The organism is bacterium, assembly GCA_040753085.1.
In the GTDB taxonomy this organism is placed as follows: domain Bacteria; phylum UBA9089; class JASEGY01; order JASEGY01; family JASEGY01; genus JASEGY01.
Genome location: JBFMHI010000002.1, coordinates 26,967 through 43,642 on the forward strand (window position 1 = coordinate 26,967; position 16,676 = coordinate 43,642).

Here is a 16,676-nt window from a genome sequence, read left to right on the forward strand (position 1 = left end):
TATCAAAGGGACCAAAGGGACTATTGGCTATTGGCTATTGGCTTCTGTAATTTTAGTGGCTTTGTGTCTTTGTGACTGAGTAATTACATTAATTGTTTTAGAGAGGAGGGATCTTTACTTGAGTGCTGAAGCGGCGGTTGCTAAGAGTCAATCGAGGAGTCTTCCGGTGACCTTGAATTATCAGGCGGATCACGATGATAAGCTCTTTGATTTTGCTTCTATTACCATTAAGCTTGCTTCGCCGGAACGAATTCGATCCTGGTCTCACGGTGAGGTAAAAAAACCGGAAACTATTAATTACCGAACATTTAAGCCGGAACGAGATGGTCTCTTTTGTGAGCGGATATTCGGGCCGACTAAGGATTACGAATGCTACTGTGGGAAATATAAGAGTATTCGTTATCGGGGTGTTATCTGCGATCGATGCGGGGTGGAAGTAACCCGGGCGGAAGTAAGAAGGGAACGCATGGGACACATTGAGCTGGTAGCCCCGGCCGCTCATATATGGTATTTTAAGCGGATCCCTTCTCAAATGTCTCTTCTTTTGGATATCTCGGTTAGAGACCTGGAACGGGTGCTTTACTTCGAAGAATACATCGTGACCAGGGTAGCTGGATCAGTGCCGCTCCAACTCGGAACCGTTATGGGAGAAGAGGACTTCTGGATGTATAAGGAGAAATATGGGGATGGATTTTCGGCGGGAATGGGGGCGGAGGCGGTTAGAAAATGTCTGCAGTCCTTAAACCTGGAAAAGCTGGCGGTGGAACTGCGTCAAGAAATGAAAGAGGAGTCTTCCAGCCAGAAGAAAAAAAAGGCAGTCCGTCGTTTAGCGGTCATTGACGCCTTTCTGAAATCGAATAATAAACCAGAATGGATGATACTCGATTGTGTGCCGGTTATCCCTCCAGAACTCAGACCGATGGTTCAATTGGATGGGGGCAGGTTTGCCACCTCTGATCTAAATGACCTTTATCGCCGGGTGATTAATCGTAATAATAGACTTCAGCGGTTGCTTGATTTAAAGGCGCCTGAGATTATTATTCGAAATGAAAAAAGAATGCTTCAGGAAGCCGTGGATACCCTCTTTGATAATTCCAGGCGGGGTAGAGGCGTCAAGGGACACGGGAGCAGACTGCTTAAATCTCTTTCCGACATTTTAAAAGGAAAACGGGGCAGGTTCAGACAGAACCTGTTAGGTAAACGGGTTGACTACTCCGGCCGGTCAGTCATTGTGGTTGATCCTAAGCTAAGACTGTATCAATGCGGTCTGCCGAAGAAGATGGCCATCGAGTTATTTAAGCCCTTTATTATGAAGGAATTAGTGGATAGGGGACTGGTTCATAATATCAAGTCAGCCAAGCGAATGGTGGAGAGGGAGGATAAAGAGATATGGGATGCGCTGGAAAAGGTCATTGCGGGTCATCCGATTCTCTTGAACCGAGCGCCGACCCTTCACCGGGCTGGTATTCAGGCCTTTGAGCCTATTTTGGTGGAAGGAGAAGCCATTAAAATACATCCCCTGGTCTGTGCCGCCTTCAATGCCGATTTTGATGGGGATCAAATGGCCGTTCACGTCCCCCTTTCTTTAGAGGCTCAATTAGAATGCGAGATGTTAATGCTTTCCGTCTACAATATCCTCTCCCCGGCTAACGGACATCCCCTGATGGTTCCCAGTCAGGATATTGTTCTGGGTTGCTGTTATCTAACCAAGGAGGTCCTGCCGACTTCCGATAGATTAAGATCCTATTATAATTCGGAAGAAGTTATGGCGGCTTATGATGCCGGAGTAATCGGCCTCCATACCCTGGTTAATGTCAGGATGAACGGATCCAAAGTAAAGACCACCGCCGGGAGACTCATTTTCAACCAGGTCATCCCACCGGAATTAGGTTTTATTAATCAAATGGTGGACAAGCACACCCTGTCTGAAATCGTCTATACCTCTTATCGAAAAAACGGCCTGGCCAGGACCGTCAATTTGCTTGACGAAGTTAAACAGCTTGGATTCAAGTATGCCACCAAATACGGGGGGTCAATCAGTATAGATGATATTAAGGTTCCGGGTGTGAAAAAGCAGGTGTTGGAAAAAGGGCATAAAGAGGTAGAGCATATCCTAAATGAGTATCAACAAGGCTTGATTACCGATGAAGAGAGATACAATCGGATCGTGGATATATGGACCTCTCTGGGAGAAGAGGTGGCTGATGCTACCTTTGAGCAGTTGGCCCGTGATATGGAGGGCTTTAATCCGATTTACATTATGGTCGAATCAGGCGCCAGGGGAAGCAAACAACAAGTCAGACAGTTAGCCGGAATGCGCGGACTGATGGCCAAGCCATCGGGAGAGATTATCGAGTTGCCTATTACGGCCAACTTCCGGGAAGGGCTTTCGGTGTTGGAATATTTCATTTCCACCCATGGAGCCAGGAAAGGGTTGGCTGATACCGCCCTGAAAACAGCTGATGCAGGTTATTTGACCAGGAGATTGGTTGATATAGCCCAGGATGTGATTGTTACCGAAATAGATTGTGGAACGATGAATGGCATGGTGGCTGAGTCCATCAAAGAAGGAGATGAAGTTATCGAGTCACTCAAGGAGCGGATTTTGGGCCGGGTTACCCTGGATGAGATTGTAGACCCCAGGTCGGGTAAGGTCCTAGTTGAGCCAGGCGAGGAAATAGATGAAGAGGCCGCCGACGCCATAGAAGATGCGGACATAGAAAGGATCAGGATGAGAACTGTCCTTACCTGTGAAACGGCTCGGGGTGTATGTGCCAAATGTTATGGAAGAAATTTGGCTACAGGGAGATTGGTGGATATAGGTGAAGCCGTGGGAATTATTGCGGCTCAGTCTATTGGTGAGCCTGGAACCCAGCTTACTATGCGGACCTTCCATATTGGGGGAACCGCCTTCCGTCAGGTAGAAGAAAGGGAAATCCGCTTGAACTATCCGGTTGAAATTGTCGCTTTACCCAGATACCTCATCTCCTTGAAGGAGGAGCAGGGGATGATTGTCTCGCGGGGGGGAAATATGCTGATCAGAAAGATTCTTAAAGAATATACCCTGGCCCCGGGAAGCAAGATTATGGTATTTGATGGATTATGGATTAATATGGGTGAAGTCGTGGCTGAAACAAGTGAAGGAGAAAGTATTAAGGCGGAAGTAGCCGGAATAGGTCGAATAACGGAAGAAGGCAAGGTCTTAATAGAGGCCAGGGAGAGGGAGATTCATCTTCGAACCGGCACGAAGATTTATGTCCAACCAAACACCTTTGTCGAGGCCGGACAGATCATCGCTGAATTTGATCCTTACAATGAGCTTATTCTGACTGAAACCACTGGTGAAGCCAGATTCAAAGATATTATCAAAGGTAGAACCCTACGGGAGGAGCTGGATGAAAATACCGGTCTTTTTAACCGGGTCGTGGTTGAAGACAGGGAAGAGGAATTACAGCCTTCGGTGGATATCATCAAAGAGGATGGAAAGGCCGTTAACTACATCTTGCCTCATGGAGCCAGGTTAGTGGTTCAGGACGGACAAAAATTGACGGCTGGAGATACATTAGCCAAGTTCCCTCAAGAATTGTCTAAGACTAAGGACATTACCGGTGGATTGCCCCGCGTGGCTGAGCTTTTTGAAACCAGGTGTCCCAAGGATAATGCGGTGATAGCTGAAATTGACGGTGTCATCGAGTTTAAACCAGCCGCGGGAGGCACAAGGACGGTGGTGATTAGAAATAAGGCCACTAATACCACCAGAGAATATTATATATCGGTAGGTAAACATTTGAAGGTTCATGAAGGGGATGAGGTTAAAGCCGGAGATCAGTTGATTGAAGGCCCTATAGATCCGCACGATATCCTTCGGATTAAAGGAGATTATGCCCTGCAGCAATATCTTTTAAACGAGGTCCAGGAAGTTTATAAACTTCAGGGGGTGGATATTAATGATAAACATATTGAAGTTATCGTTCGTCAGATGTTGAGACGGGTAGAGATAACTTCAGCCGGCGATACGGATTTTCTCGTGGGGGAACATATGGATAAGTTCCGCTTTATGGAGGAGAATAAACGGGTGGTCGCTCAAGGAGGCACACCGGCTCAGGCCAGCCCGCTTCTTTTGGGGATAACGAAGGCCTCATTAGCTACTGATTCTTTTATTTCAGCGGCCTCATTCCAGGAGACTACCAGGGTTTTAACGGAAGCGGCCATTAAAGGCAGAACGGATGACTTGCTTGGTTTGAAAGAAAATGTAATTATTGGCAGACTTGTTCCGGCCGGGACAGGAATGCCGATGTATAAAGACAGGCAATTTACTTTTAACCGATTAGGGGAAGAGACTGTTTCGGAGGAGGAACATCCACTTACGGCTGGTTCATTACCGATAACCGAATCACCGATTACCGATTAGGTGAGGAGTCTAGCTCGACGAAAGTTCTTGGGCGGTTTCAGGAGGGTTCAAGGGTTCAAGAGTAGATTTCTGTTACTCGATGTCCAAGTTTTTTTCTGTAGTTAACAGTAAATGGTTTTCTGCCGATAGTTAAAATAGCGCAAGGTTATGCTAACTTACTAGGGGAGAGGACCAAATTATGTTCAAGATGGCTAATAATAGACAGATGACATTATTAAAGGCAGAAGAGGAGCATATCAGGAGGGTTCTTCCCTTACTCCTAAAGAAAGATGACAGGTTTAGAACCGAGGTCTCTATTATCCTAAGCGAGGTCTTTGCCAAGAAGGATGAGCTAAGGATAGTTATAGAGGAGATTCAGAAAAGCAGAGAAGAGACAAGCCGAAGGTTTGAGGAGATGCGAGAAGAGACAAGCCGAAGGTTTGAGGAGATGCGAGAAGAGACAAACCGAAGGTTTGAGGAGATGCGAGAAGAGACAAACCGAAGGTTTGAGGAGATGCGAGAAGAGACAAACCGAAGGTTTGAGGAGATGAACCAAAGGTTTGAAGAACATCGCGAAGAGACAAACCGAAGGTTTGAGGAGATGAACCGAAGGTTTGAAGAACATTGCGAAGAGACAAACCGAAGGTTTGAGGAGATGAACCGAAGGTTTGAAGAACATCGCGAAGAGACAAATAAGAGGTTTGAGGCAGTAGAAACCCAACTTCAGGAACAAACAAAGCAGCTAAGGGAGCATTCAGTCCAACTTCAGGAACAATCAAGGGAAATAAGAAGGATGGGGATAAGCATCAGAACCGTAGGGGCAAGGTGGGGAATATTTGCTGAAGGGACAATCCGAAATACCTTAAAGGAGCTACTCCTCAAAAAGCTTAAAGTAAAAGAGGTATCCTCGTGGAAGGTAATGGATAAAGAGGGAAAGGTAGGTATTCCTAATTCAGAGGTAGAGGTAGACATCCTTATCCAGAATGAGAAGCATTTTCTAATAGAGATAAAATCCTCTGCCGATGAAGAAAATGTAGAGAGGTTTTATAAAATAGGAAATTTTTATTATGAGAAGACAAAGATTAAGCCAAATCTTATCTTTGTAGCGGTGGAGATGAACAAAAAGGGAGAAGACCTCTGCAAAAAACTAGATATCCAGCTTATAACCTACGAGGATTTGGACTGAAGAAGGTAGGTAGTACTCTATGACATTTGATAGGGTGGATAGAGTCTTTTGAGTTTGAGGCGGGCTTTTCGGGATGGTAAATTGCCAGTTTACTGACTTATACCTGACCCACCATATCAAATGTCATCGAGGAGTAGTTATATGGTCACAAAAGTAATGACAAGGGGGCGTGTTATCTAAGTTCTTATAACACTGTCGGTTAACGGGCAGGCTAATTAAAAAATCGCATCTTGATAAATGTTTTAGAAAAAAACTGTTGACAAAATAAAAATATGGTGGTAAACTGGTAACTCCAACGCCAGAGGGAAGTGCCAGGGTTAAGAAGCTGTTTTTTAAGTATCCCTAAGGGGGTGATTACCTATTTAGTTCTTAACGAAAGAAGAAAAGGTAGACGCTTAAAAAGGCAGCTCTGCGGGCTGCTTTTTTTTGATTATCAATTGCTAATGGTTAATGGGCCATACCGCCAAGGTCACCCCGACCACTTATTTTTGGTGATGGGTAGTCTGGTAACGGTCAGACCATAGACCCCAAGCCCCAGACGACCAGACACCAGATAAAGTGGTGGGTGGGCGAGTTTGGCCGTATGACGTTAAGGGTTAATTATTAGCCAAGAGGAGGAAGATTTTGCCGACGATTAATCAATTGATCAGGAAGGGTAGAGAAAAAGGAAAGAAGAAGACTAAAACTCCGGCTTTAGCGGGCTCGCCGCAAAGAAGGGGAGTTTGCACCAAGGTTTATACCACCACACCCAAGAAGCCAAATTCTGCTTTAAGAAAAATAGCCAGGGTAAGATTATCCAGTGGCTTTGAAGTTACTACTTATATCCCCGGGATTGGGCATAATTTGCAGGAGCACTCCGTTATTCTTCTGAGGGGAGGAAGGGTGAAGGATATACCAGGGGTGAGATATCATATTATTAGGGGAGCCTACGATGCCAGCGGCGTAGCTGATCGATTCCAAGGCAGGTCAAAATACGGAGCCAAGACACCGAAAAAGAAAGCAGAGTAAAAGTTTCGAGTTTCGAGTTGGCCGGAAGACGAAAGGCGAAACTTTAAACCCGAAACTCGAAACTTAAGAAGAAGGGGAGGTTTTTTCGTGCCCAGAAGGCGATTGACTAAAAAGCGTGATATCCCAGCGGACGCGGTTTATAACAGTCAGATGGTGGGTAGATTTGTCAATAAGCTTATGAGGCGGGGGAAAAAGAGTCTGGCGGAGAGGATATTCTATCGGACAATGAAAGTGGTTGAAGAAAAGACCGGTGAACCACCTTTAAAGATCTTTAAAAAGGCCGTCGATGGGGTAAGACCCAGATTGGCGGTTAAAGCCAGGCGAGTAGGTGGGGCCACCTACCAGGTTCCGGTAGAGGTGACTAAAGACCGGGGAATATCCTTGTCTATGCGATGGATTATTTCCTTTGCTAAACAAAGAAAAGGCAAAAGTATGGTGGAGAGGTTAGCGGCCGAATTAATAGATGCCGCTAAAGGCACGGGCACTTCTATCAAGAAACGAGATGATACTCACCGGATGGCTGAGGCAAACAAGGCCTTTGCCCATTATCGTTGGTAGGTAGCCATATTGAAACAGGGAGCAATTAATTTTCCCCACAAAAAGCTATTGAGTTAACTCAGAAAAGGTTTTTGCCTAACAACTCACTGCACCTGACCAAAACCGCCAGCGGTTTTTGCAGGTGAGTTCTATTGTTAGGCGGTACAACAAGTGTGCAAGATAAAAATCGCGGCCACGCTATGGCTCTCAGTGCAATCAAGCTCTACTGCATACGGAGGTAAGCAATGAATTTGCGTGAGATTCTCGCCGACATCCATGCTCTCGAAACGGAACTATTGGACTTTGAGCGGCGATATGGCGTCCGCTCGGAAACTTTCTACACAGCATACATCAATGGCGAAGAACCCGAAGATGACAACTGGGTATTGGATTTTGGAGAGTGGGCTAGTGTGTATCGAACCTGGCTGGCTCGCCAAGCCGAATATCGCAACGAAGTCCAGCGGGTCCAACTCCACGTGCCGAGTCTGGCGGGATTAGTCCGAGTAGCCGCATGAGCAATCCCTTGCGTACGTCAGAGGACTATGAACTGTTTCTAATTGGTAATTAAATTAATTAAGGAGAGGCATTCTTAAACGATGAGGATTCTTTCTTCGGGATGCGGAATTAAATTATGGCGGAAACAATTTTACTTAAGTATATTAGAAATATTGGTATTATGGCTCATATCGATGCTGGTAAGACCACCACTACAGAGCGGATGCTTTACTATACTGGTAAAGTTTATAAGTTGGGTGAAGTCGATGCTGGCACCGCTACTATGGATTGGATGGAACAGGAGCAGGAGCGTGGGATTACTATCACGGCGGCCGCCACCACCCTATCCTGGCGAGATCACCGGATCAACCTTATTGATACGCCCGGACACGTAGATTTTACTATGGAAGTGGAGCGGTCTTTAAGGGTTCTCGATGGGGCCGTGGCTCTTTTCTGTTCGGTAGGGGGAGTAGAACCTCAATCAGAGACGGTCTGGCATCAGGCTGAGAAATACAAGATTCCAAGGATTGCCTTTGTTAATAAGATGGATAAGGTAGGCGCTAATTTCCATCAAGTTATCCGAATGATGGAAGAGAGGCTTTCGGCGCGGGCCGTTCCGATACAACTTCCGATAGGTAGCGAAGAAAATTTTGTGGGTGTCATTGATTTAGTGGGAATGAAGGCTATCCGCTGGCAAGCTGATGACTTGGGGGCCAGTTTTACGGTGGAAGATATTCCGGAAGATTATTTAGAAGAAAGCTGGCATCATCATAATTTACTTATCGAGGCGCTGGCTGAATCCGATAATGAATTAATGGAGAAATATATTGAGGAGGAAGATATAAGCGAGGCTGAAATTAAGGCAACTCTCAGAAGGCTGACCATTGGGGCTAAGATATCCCCTGTTTTATGTGGGAGTTCCTTTAAAAACAAAGGAGTTCAGCCGCTGCTTGATGCCATTGTTGATTATTTACCGGCGCCCTCCGACGTTCCCGCTGTGGTGGGGATTAATCCTGACACAGAGGTAAGAGAAGAGAGGCTCGGGACCAAAGAGGAACCCTTTTCTGCCCTTATCTTTAAGGTGGCGGCTGACCCCTATGTGGGGAATTTAAGTTACATTCGGGTGTATTCAGGTTCTTGTGCCACCGGGGACCAGGTTTATAATTCAGTGGTCAGGAAGAGAGAACGACTAGGCCGGCTTGTTCAGATGCATGCTAACAAGAGGGCGGATATTAAGGAGGTTTCGGCCGGGGATATTGTGGCCATAGTCGGACTAAAAAATACCGCTACCGGTCAGACCCTATGTGATCGAAATCATCCTATCCTCCTGGAATCCATTCACTTTCCTGAACCGGTTATCTCGGTAGCTATAGAGCCTAAAACAAAATTGGATGAGGAAAAGCTGTCTCTTTGTCTTTCTTCTTTATCACAGGAGGATCCGACTTTCAAGGTGGTCACGGATCCGGAGACCGGCCAGATGATCATATCCGGGATGGGGGAGCTTCATCTTGAAGTCTTAACCGACCGGATGCAAAGGGAATTCAAGGTCGGGGTGAGGGTAAGTAAACCTCATGTCGTTTATCGGGAGACGATAAGGCGAAGCGTCAAATCCGAAGGTAGATATATCAAACAAACGGGTGGGCGCGGCCAGTATGGACACGTTTGGATTGAATTTATTCCTGGTGAACCAGGCTCCGAATTTACTTTTACTAATCGAATTGTAGGCGGAGCTATTCCCAAAGAATATATTTCAGCGGTGGAAAAGGGGGTTAAAGAAGCGGCTGAACATGGAGTTCTGGCCGGCTATCCCTTAGTGGATTTTGAGGCTGTTCTTTATGATGGTTCCTACCATGAAGTTGATTCATCCGAACTGGCCTTTAAAAATGCCGGGGCTTTAGCCCTTAGAGAGGGGCTTAAACGGGCGGCCCCTGTTTTGCTGGAGCCGGTAATGAAGATAGAAGTTGTTGTTCCGAGGGATTTTACGGGAGATGTAATTGGTGATCTTAATGCCAGGCGGTCCAATATTTCCGGGATGGAACCTCGGGGCAGAGAGACCCAGGTAATTAAAGGAATCGTTCCTTTAGCCGAGATGTCCGGCTACGCTACCTCCCTCAGGTCGTTAACCCAGGGCCGGGCAACCTATCATATGGAATTTTCTCACTATGAAGAGGTCCCGCGTCAAATCTCGGATGAGATTACCAAGGGATTGAAGGCGGCCTAAAACTAAGCTCGATGCTCGATGCTCGATGCTGGGTAAAGGATCCCGTATCCAGGATCGAGCATCCAGCATCGAGGATCGAGCATCGAGGATCGAGAGGAGTTGTTGTGGTTTCCCAAAAGATTCGTATTAAGCTTAATGCCTATGACCATAGGATCCTGGATCAGTCGGCGGGTGAAATTGTTTCTACGGCTAATCGGACCGGCGCCAGGGTGGCCGGCCCTATCCCTCTGCCGACAAAGATAAGTCGATATACGGTCTTAAGATCCCCTCACGTGGATAAAAAGTCAAGGGAACAATTTGAAATGCGCATCCACAAAAGGGTCTTGGATATCCTGGAGCCGACTGAAGATACCATCGCGGCTTTAATGAAGTTAGAGCTTCCGGCAGGAGTCGAGGTAGAGATAAAGCTCTAATTAGGGCGGACTTGTATCTACTCAGCCCTCATAGGGAACACCGATTATCCAGATTTTTCCCTGATGGCCCAGATTAAAAATAATTCGACCTGTACGGTTAGGTTGTAGACTACTGACGCTGAAAGCGTTGAATTTTAAATAGCCGTAGATGCAATCTCCGGAAACAAATCGCCACGCTCGACCCTGCAAGGGTCGAATATTATCCATCGCCTAGAATTCAACCCTTTCAGGGTTGAGATGTTCGTAGCTGTTTTACCTTCCGCAGGTTTCACCTGTGGTTATGTAAAATTCAAACCTTTCAGGTTTGAAGGGAATTGCTTGTAATCTCTAACCGCACAGGTCGAAATAATTCCTGAGAAGGGCTGAAATCGGGGTGCCTCTTTTGGTTTGGCTGAATATTTAGATGGGGGAGTGCAGGATAAAAAACCATGAATAAACAATCCGAAATCCGAAATCCGAAATCCGAAATGCGATTAGGCATTTTAGGGAAAAAAATCGGGATGACTCAGATATTTGGAGAGGCCCAGCAGCTTATTCCAGTAACTGTTATTGAGACTAAGCCTTGTGTAGTAACCCAGGTTAAAAGCCGGGAGTCGGAGGGATATAATGCGGTCCAACTGGGCTTTGAAAAACAAAAAGAAGGGCTGGTGGCCAAACCCCTTTTAGGCCGGTTCAAGAAGGTTAAGATACCTCCTATGAAATATTTGAGAGAATTCAGGTTGGATGATATTTCGGGGCACGAAGTTGGCCAGGAAGTGAGAGTAGAAAGTCTCTTTAAGCCGGGAGAATATGTGGATGTCACCGGAACATCTAAAGGAAAAGGATTTGCGGGGGTGGTTAAGCGATGGGGTTTTAAAGGCGGGAAGGCCAGCCATGGTTCTATGTTTCACCGGGCGCCCGGTTCTATTGGCGCTTCAGCGGCTCCGTCCAGGGTCTTTAAAGGGACCAGGCTTCCAGGACGGATGGGGGGAAAACAGAGCACCATTCAAAATCTAGAGATAGTCAAGGTAGAGGCAGAGAAAAATTTGCTTTTAGTTAAAGGAGCGGCCCCCGGGAAAAAGGGGGAACTTCTGGTTATCAGGAAAGCGAAGAAGAGGTAAGGGATGCCGAAAGCGGATTTGTATAATATGGAAGGAAGTATCCTGGGACAAGTTAGTCTTAAGGAAGATATTTTTGGCCAATCAGTATCCGAAGGCCTTTTATATGAGGTAGTGAGAGCTTATCTGCTTAATCAACGCCTGGGTTGCGCTTCCACCAAAGGGAAAGCTGAAGTTCGAGGCGGCGGACGAAAACCATGGAGACAAAAAGGCACCGGCCGGGCCAGAGCAGGCTCTACCAGGTCGCCTCTTTGGAAAGGGGGAGGCACTATCTTTGGCCCTCAACCCGGGCAGCACCGAATAAGAATTTCTGCTCAGGCTAAGCAGAAAGCCCTGCGTGGGGTCTTAAGTGAAAAGGTGGAGCAGGGGAATTTCAGAGTTCTGGAGACATTAAATCTGAATGAGGCGAAAACTTCGGCTATGGTTGAGCTGTTGAACCGCTTGCAACTGAATAGGCCTTTAATCGTCCTGGATGGGAATGATCAAAAAATATTAATGGCTTCTAAGAATATAAAAGGCTTAAAAGTGACCGGCGTAGATAATCTTAACCCTTATCTGGTCATTAAACATGAGAAAGTCCTTATGACCAAGGCCGCTTTAGCTCGATTGGAGGATTCATTATGATGCCCCATCATATTATCAAACGTCCTTTAATTAATGAAAAGGCGACTAAGATGCGGCAAGAGAAAAAAGACTCTAAGAAGTATTGCTTTGTGGTTGATAGAAAAGCGAATAAGTTTCAAATAAAACAGGCCATAGAGGAATTTTTCAAGGTTAAAGTAGTCAAGATAAATACGATGATTCAACATGGTAAACGCCGAAGGGTGAGATTTCGCCCTGGTCTGAGGCCGGATTGGAAGAAGGCTATGGTGACACTGGCGCCGGGTCAGACGATAGGTTTTTTTGAGGGGATCTAACCAGGGCAGATTGGGGATGGCCAAGGGCGGATTTAGTATCTGCTTTGCCATCCGAAATAAAAAGTGGAGGTTAGGATGGGCGTATTTTAGATGGGGGAAGAAAAGGTTTTAAATCCGCCATTCGAAATCTGCCCTCCAAAATTGTAGCGTGCCTATTAAGAAATGCAAACCAACTACCCCCTCCAGGCGGGGGATGTCGATAAATGTTTCTTCTGAAATTACGAGGCATAAGCCCGAAAAGTCGCTCCTTAAACCACTTACTCGCCGCGGGGGGCGAAACGTAAATGGACGAATAACGGTCAGGCATCGGGGAGGAGGCGCCAAAAGGCGGCTGAGAGTAATTGATTTCAGAAGGGAAAAACATGGAATTGCGGCCAAGGTAGCGGCCATAGAATATGATCCTAATCGTTCGGCTAATATTGCGCTTCTTCACTATCTGGACGGAGAAAAGAGGTATATCCTGGCTCCGGTAGGGCTTGAAGTAGGCGAGCCTCTTTCTTCGGGACCAGAGGCGGAAATTAAGCCTGGCAACGCCCTTCCCTTGAGAAATATTCCCCTGGGAAGCAGCATTCACAACATTGAAATGAAAATAGGCAAGGGTGGACAACTGGTCAGATCGGCTGGATCAGCGGCCCAGTTAATGGCTAAAGAGGGTAAATATGCCCAGGTTAAACTTCCTTCCGGTGAGGTGAGACTGATACATCTTGACTGTCTGGCCACGGTAGGTCAGGTAGGAAACTTAGAGCATGAAAATGTCTCACTGGGAAAGGCCGGCCGGTCAAGATGGTTGGGCAGACGTCCGCGGGTTAGAGGCGTGGCTATGAATCCGGTTGACCACCCCATGGGAGGCGGAGAAGGAAAATCATCGGGAGGTCGTCATCCTTGCAGTCCGTGGGGACAACTGGCTAAAGGTGCAAAAACTCGACGAAATAAGGCTACGGGTAAATTTATCATTAAGAGGAGGGGAAAATAAGGGATGGGTAGATCAGTTAAGAAGGGTCCTTACATCGCTGAGGAATTATTAGCTAAGATTGAAGGGATGAATAATACCGGCGAAAAGAGGGTCGTTCGAACGTGGTCAAGAAGATCCACCATTTTTCCGGAATTGGTAGGTCATACTATTGCGGTTCATAATGGACGGAAGTTCATCCCTATCTATATCAGTGAAAATATGGTGGGCCATAAATTAGGCGAATTCTCCCCGACCAGAACCTTCCGCAGCCATGCCAGGGGTGAAAAAACGACTTCCAAGAGATAAATCAAGGGCGGATTGCGGATTGCGGATTGAAGATTTTAAATCCGAAATCAGAAATCCGAAATCCGCAATAATCAGGAGACTTAGGTGGAAACAAGAGCCATAGCCAAATATGTTAGAATCTCTCCCAGAAAGGCCAGACAGGCCATCGATCTAATCAGGGGAAAGCATGTTAGGGAAGCGATTAATATCCTTACCCTTACCCCTAAAAAATCGGCCAGATTGGTCCAAAAGGTTTTAAAATCAGCGGTAGCTAATGCTACCCAGGGGAGCTTGGGGATGGATGAAGAAGATTTGTATATTAAAAGGGCCTTTGTGGATGGCGGTCCAAGTTTAAAACGGACAAGACCGCAACCTATGGGACGAACAGGGAGAATACTGAAAAGAACAAGTCATATTACGGTGGTGGTCGCCGACGAATGAATCAGAACACAGAGCCCAGAATACAGACAAAAGCAAATCTACCATCTGTAGGTGGGGATATGGGTTCTGTCCTCTGAATTAGGAAGGGAGATAGAAAAGGTATGGGGCAGAAGGTTCATCCGATTGGGTTTCGATTGGGCTATATCTATGATTGGCAGTCGAAGTGGTTTGCTAAAAAAAATTATGTCAAGAATTTACACGAAGACCTTAATATCCGTAATTTTATTAAAAAAGAATTGGCTCAAGCCGCTATCTCTAAGGTAACGATCGAGCGGTTCGGTCAAAAGACCAGGATTAATATCCATACCGCCAGACCAGGGATTGTTATTGGTCGAGGCGGGGCCGGCGTAGAAAAACTAAGAAAGCAAGTTCAGAAGATGACCAATGATAAAGTGCATATTGATATCCAGGAGATAAGGAGACCGGAGTTAGATGCTCAACTGGTGTCAGAAAACATTGCTCAACAACTTACGAAAAGGATTTCTTTCAGACGGGCAATGAAGCAATCAGTCACCACCGCCCTTAGACATGGCGCCAAAGGGATCAAGGTCCAATGTGCCGGAAGGCTGGGTGGCGCTGAGATCGCCCGAACAGAGTGGTATCGGGAAGGCCGGGTCCCCTTACACACTATTCGGGCTGAAATAGATTACGGTTTTTCAGAATCACCCACAACTTATGGCCAAATCGGCGTTAAGGTCTGGATATTTAAAGGAGAGGTCATGCCTAAAGGGGCGACGGAGGTGAATATCTAATTAGCCATTAACAATTATGTAACCGTTCATCCCATAAGGCTGGATGCTGGATGCTCGATTCTCGATGTTCGATCCTCGATGCTGGATACTGGATCCTTTACCAGCATCGAGGATCGAACATCGAGAATCGAGCATCGAGCATCGAGGATCGAGTTTGTGCCTTAGGGGCTGAACGCTTACACAATTATTAATTGTTAATGGTAAATTATAATTATGTTATTACCTAAGCGAGTTAAGCACAGAAAAACCCACCGAGGAAGACGAAGAGGAATGGCTACTCGAGGTTCAACCTTGGCCTTTGGCGAATATGGTCTTCAGGCTATGGAATGTTGCTGGATGACTAATCGGCAGATAGAGGCAGCCAGGGTAACAATGACCAGACATATTAAAAGGGGCGGAAAAATCTGGATCAGAGTTTTTCCGGATAAGCCGATTACCGCTAAACCGGCTGAAACTCGAATGGGTAAAGGAAAAGGAAACCCCGAAGGATGGGTGGCGGTAATTAAGCCAGGCCGGATTCTATTTGAAATGGCGGGCGTAAGTCAAGAATTAGCCAGGGAGGCTATGCAATTAACCGCGTATAAGCTGCCTATTAAAACCAGATTCTTGGTTAGATAATTTAGTTTCGAGTTCGCTTTGAGGTAAGGTAATGAAAATCGATGAGTTGAGACAGCTTACTTCGGAAGAGTTAGCCCAAAAAAGGCTCGATCTTTCTTCAGAATTAATCAATCTTAGGCATCAAAGGGTCATAAGTCCCATAGAAAATCCGATGCGAATTAGAGAGGTCCGGCGGACGTTGGCTCAAGTTGAGACCTTATTTCGGGAAAGAGAGCTGGGGATAAGGTAGTCTGATCCCTATCTGACTCTAAACTGGGGAGGAACTTAGGCCGTGAGAAAATCTAAAGGTCAAAGGCTTCAAAGGGTGAAACAATGAACAAACAATCCGAAATCCAGCAGCGTGGTAAAAGAAAAGTAAAGGAAGGAGAGGTGCTTTCCAATCGGATGGATAAGACGGTGGTTGTTTCTGTAGAGAGGCTAATCAGGCATCCCTTGTATGGCAAGGTGGTTAAAAAAAGGAGCAAATTCTATGCTCACGATGAGACCAACCAATGTCAAGTAGGAGATAAAGTAAAAATTATGGAAACAAGACCCCTTTCCAGGCTTAAAAGATGGCGGGTTATTGAAAGGATGAATTAAACATGGTTCAACAAGAGACTTATCTTAAAGTGGCTGATAATTCAGGAGCGAGAAAGATAATGTGTATTAAGGTCCTGGGCAGCACCAGGGCTCGATATGCCCGGGTAGGAGATGTCATTGTGGCCTCTGTCAAGGAAGCCACTCCCCACACCCCGATCAAAAAAGGTGAGGTGGTCAGGGCGGTAGTGGTGCGAACAGTTAAAGAAACACGGCGACCGGATGGTTCTTATATTAAGTTTGACAACAATGCAGCGGTAATAATAAATGAGGCGATGGAACCCAGGGGAACGCGAATATTTGGGCCAGTGGCCAGAGAACTTCGGCAGCGAAATTTTATGAAGATCGTAACTCTTGCCCCGGAAGTGTTCTAAATAATTAACAAGGTGGATAGGCTGAATAGTTACTTAACCATTAACCATGATCAATTATCAATTGATAATGGTTGATCGAACATTAAAATGAGATTGTCAGTCAAGAAAGGTGATAATGTTATAATCCTGGGCGGTAAAGACAGGGGGAAAAGTGGGAAGATCCTCCATGTCTTTCTCAAGAGGGAAAGAGTGATTGTAGAGGGCCTTAATTTAGTTAAAAAACATAGCCGGGTCCGGAGCGCGCAAGGTCCTGGAGGGATTAGTGATCAGGCGGCGCCTATCCATGTGTCCAATGTGATGCTTATCTGTCCTAACTGTAATAAACCGGCGCGAGTGGGCAAAAGGAGGCTGGAAGATGAGCGAAAGGTCCGGGTTTGTAAGCGATGTTCCGAAATTATAGACTAAAAGCAGATA

Annotated in this window: 20 protein-coding genes; all 20 read left to right on the plus strand. The window is 46.1% G+C overall.

Going from position 1 to position 16,676, the window contains the following annotated elements:
- Window positions 1-118: 118 nt before the first annotated feature.
- The 20 genes from rpoC to rplX all read left to right on the plus strand — a co-directional run bounded on the left by rpoC (window position 119) and on the right by rplX (window position 16,667).
- A complete protein-coding gene (gene rpoC / locus AB1797_00450) occupies window positions 119-4,411 on the plus strand; it encodes a DNA-directed RNA polymerase subunit beta' (GenBank protein ID MEW5766083.1) in 4,293 nt (1,430 codons plus the stop codon).
- Window positions 4,412-4,589: 178 nt separating this feature from the next.
- A complete protein-coding gene (locus AB1797_00455; GenBank protein ID MEW5766084.1) occupies window positions 4,590-5,576 on the plus strand; it encodes a DUF3782 domain-containing protein in 987 nt (328 codons plus the stop codon).
- A gap of 624 nt (window positions 5,577-6,200) precedes the next feature.
- Window positions 6,201-6,584: a 30S ribosomal protein S12 gene (rpsL, locus tag AB1797_00460; protein ID MEW5766085.1), complete on the plus strand. Its 384-nt coding sequence runs from the start codon at window positions 6,201-6,203 to the stop codon at window positions 6,582-6,584.
- An 87-nt stretch (window positions 6,585-6,671) separates the two neighbouring features.
- The gene (gene rpsG, locus AB1797_00465) at window positions 6,672-7,142 is read left to right on the plus strand and encodes a 30S ribosomal protein S7 (protein ID MEW5766086.1); all 471 of its coding nucleotides are present in this window, start codon (window positions 6,672-6,674) and stop codon (window positions 7,140-7,142) included.
- Window positions 7,143-7,366: 224 nt separating this feature from the next.
- Complete coding sequence (locus AB1797_00470; protein MEW5766087.1) at window positions 7,367-7,636, plus strand: hypothetical protein; 270 nt, start codon at window positions 7,367-7,369, stop codon at window positions 7,634-7,636.
- A 116-nt stretch (window positions 7,637-7,752) separates the two neighbouring features.
- Window positions 7,753-9,837, plus strand: coding sequence for an elongation factor G (fusA, locus tag AB1797_00475; GenBank protein MEW5766088.1), 2,085 nt, complete (start codon window positions 7,753-7,755; stop codon window positions 9,835-9,837).
- A 104-nt stretch (window positions 9,838-9,941) separates the two neighbouring features.
- A complete protein-coding gene (gene rpsJ, locus AB1797_00480; protein MEW5766089.1) occupies window positions 9,942-10,250 on the plus strand; it encodes a 30S ribosomal protein S10 in 309 nt (102 codons plus the stop codon).
- A 467-nt stretch (window positions 10,251-10,717) separates the two neighbouring features.
- On the plus strand, window positions 10,718-11,350 hold the full coding sequence (gene rplC, locus AB1797_00485) for a 50S ribosomal protein L3 (GenBank protein ID MEW5766090.1): 633 nt from the start codon (window positions 10,718-10,720) through the stop codon (window positions 11,348-11,350).
- 3 nt (window positions 11,351-11,353) lie between these two features.
- Window positions 11,354-11,971, plus strand: a complete 618-nt coding sequence (gene rplD / locus AB1797_00490) for a 50S ribosomal protein L4 (protein MEW5766091.1) — start codon at window positions 11,354-11,356, stop codon at window positions 11,969-11,971.
- Complete coding sequence (locus AB1797_00495; protein ID MEW5766092.1) at window positions 11,968-12,264, plus strand: 50S ribosomal protein L23; 297 nt, start codon at window positions 11,968-11,970, stop codon at window positions 12,262-12,264. Before rplD ends, AB1797_00495 begins: the two co-directional genes overlap by 4 nt.
- 148 nt (window positions 12,265-12,412) lie before the next feature.
- The gene (rplB, locus tag AB1797_00500) at window positions 12,413-13,237 is read left to right on the plus strand and encodes a 50S ribosomal protein L2 (protein MEW5766093.1); all 825 of its coding nucleotides are present in this window, start codon (window positions 12,413-12,415) and stop codon (window positions 13,235-13,237) included.
- 3 nt (window positions 13,238-13,240) lie between these two features.
- Complete coding sequence (rpsS, locus tag AB1797_00505; GenBank protein MEW5766094.1) at window positions 13,241-13,522, plus strand: 30S ribosomal protein S19; 282 nt, start codon at window positions 13,241-13,243, stop codon at window positions 13,520-13,522.
- An 84-nt stretch (window positions 13,523-13,606) separates the two neighbouring features.
- A complete protein-coding gene (gene rplV, locus AB1797_00510) occupies window positions 13,607-13,942 on the plus strand; it encodes a 50S ribosomal protein L22 (protein MEW5766095.1) in 336 nt (111 codons plus the stop codon).
- Window positions 13,943-14,043: 101 nt separating this feature from the next.
- Window positions 14,044-14,694: a 30S ribosomal protein S3 gene (rpsC, locus tag AB1797_00515; GenBank protein MEW5766096.1), complete on the plus strand. Its 651-nt coding sequence runs from the start codon at window positions 14,044-14,046 to the stop codon at window positions 14,692-14,694.
- A gap of 43 nt (window positions 14,695-14,737) precedes the next feature.
- Window positions 14,738-14,866, plus strand: coding sequence for a hypothetical protein (locus AB1797_00520; GenBank protein MEW5766097.1), 129 nt, complete (start codon window positions 14,738-14,740; stop codon window positions 14,864-14,866).
- Between the two features lie 41 nt (window positions 14,867-14,907).
- Window positions 14,908-15,312: a 50S ribosomal protein L16 gene (rplP, locus tag AB1797_00525; protein MEW5766098.1), complete on the plus strand. Its 405-nt coding sequence runs from the start codon at window positions 14,908-14,910 to the stop codon at window positions 15,310-15,312.
- 31 nt (window positions 15,313-15,343) lie between these two features.
- Window positions 15,344-15,541 carry a 50S ribosomal protein L29 gene (gene rpmC, locus AB1797_00530; protein ID MEW5766099.1) on the plus strand — a complete coding sequence of 66 codons (198 nt, stop codon included), beginning with the start codon at window positions 15,344-15,346 and terminating at the stop codon, window positions 15,539-15,541.
- A gap of 101 nt (window positions 15,542-15,642) precedes the next feature.
- Window positions 15,643-15,891, plus strand: a complete 249-nt coding sequence (gene rpsQ / locus AB1797_00535) for a 30S ribosomal protein S17 (GenBank protein ID MEW5766100.1) — start codon at window positions 15,643-15,645, stop codon at window positions 15,889-15,891.
- Window positions 15,892-15,893: 2 nt separating this feature from the next.
- Complete coding sequence (rplN, locus tag AB1797_00540; GenBank protein MEW5766101.1) at window positions 15,894-16,262, plus strand: 50S ribosomal protein L14; 369 nt, start codon at window positions 15,894-15,896, stop codon at window positions 16,260-16,262.
- 93 nt (window positions 16,263-16,355) lie between these two features.
- The gene (gene rplX, locus AB1797_00545) at window positions 16,356-16,667 is read left to right on the plus strand and encodes a 50S ribosomal protein L24 (GenBank protein MEW5766102.1); all 312 of its coding nucleotides are present in this window, start codon (window positions 16,356-16,358) and stop codon (window positions 16,665-16,667) included.
- Window positions 16,668-16,676 lie beyond the last annotated feature (9 nt).

Bases quoted from the DNA above. Each gene is read 5' to 3' on its own strand.
- AB1797_00455 (MEW5766084.1), top strand. From the start codon at position 4,590: ATGTTCAAGATGGCTAATAATAGACAGATGACATTATTAAAGGCAGAA.
- AB1797_00470 (MEW5766087.1), top strand. From the start codon at position 7,367: ATGAATTTGCGTGAGATTCTCGCCGACATCCATGCTCTCGAAACGGAA.
- fusA (MEW5766088.1), top strand. From the start codon at position 7,753: ATGGCGGAAACAATTTTACTTAAGTATATTAGAAATATTGGTATTATG.
- rplC (MEW5766090.1), top strand. From the start codon at position 10,718: ATGCGATTAGGCATTTTAGGGAAAAAAATCGGGATGACTCAGATATTT.
- rplD (MEW5766091.1), top strand. From the start codon at position 11,354: ATGCCGAAAGCGGATTTGTATAATATGGAAGGAAGTATCCTGGGACAA.
- AB1797_00495 (MEW5766092.1), top strand. From the start codon at position 11,968: ATGATGCCCCATCATATTATCAAACGTCCTTTAATTAATGAAAAGGCG.
- rpsS (MEW5766094.1), top strand. From the start codon at position 13,241: ATGGGTAGATCAGTTAAGAAGGGTCCTTACATCGCTGAGGAATTATTA.
- rpsC (MEW5766096.1), top strand. From the start codon at position 14,044: ATGGGGCAGAAGGTTCATCCGATTGGGTTTCGATTGGGCTATATCTAT.
- AB1797_00520 (MEW5766097.1), top strand. From the start codon at position 14,738: ATGCTGGATGCTCGATTCTCGATGTTCGATCCTCGATGCTGGATACTG.
- rplP (MEW5766098.1), top strand. From the start codon at position 14,908: ATGTTATTACCTAAGCGAGTTAAGCACAGAAAAACCCACCGAGGAAGA.
- rpmC (MEW5766099.1), top strand. From the start codon at position 15,344: ATGAAAATCGATGAGTTGAGACAGCTTACTTCGGAAGAGTTAGCCCAA.
- rplN (MEW5766101.1), top strand. From the start codon at position 15,894: ATGGTTCAACAAGAGACTTATCTTAAAGTGGCTGATAATTCAGGAGCG.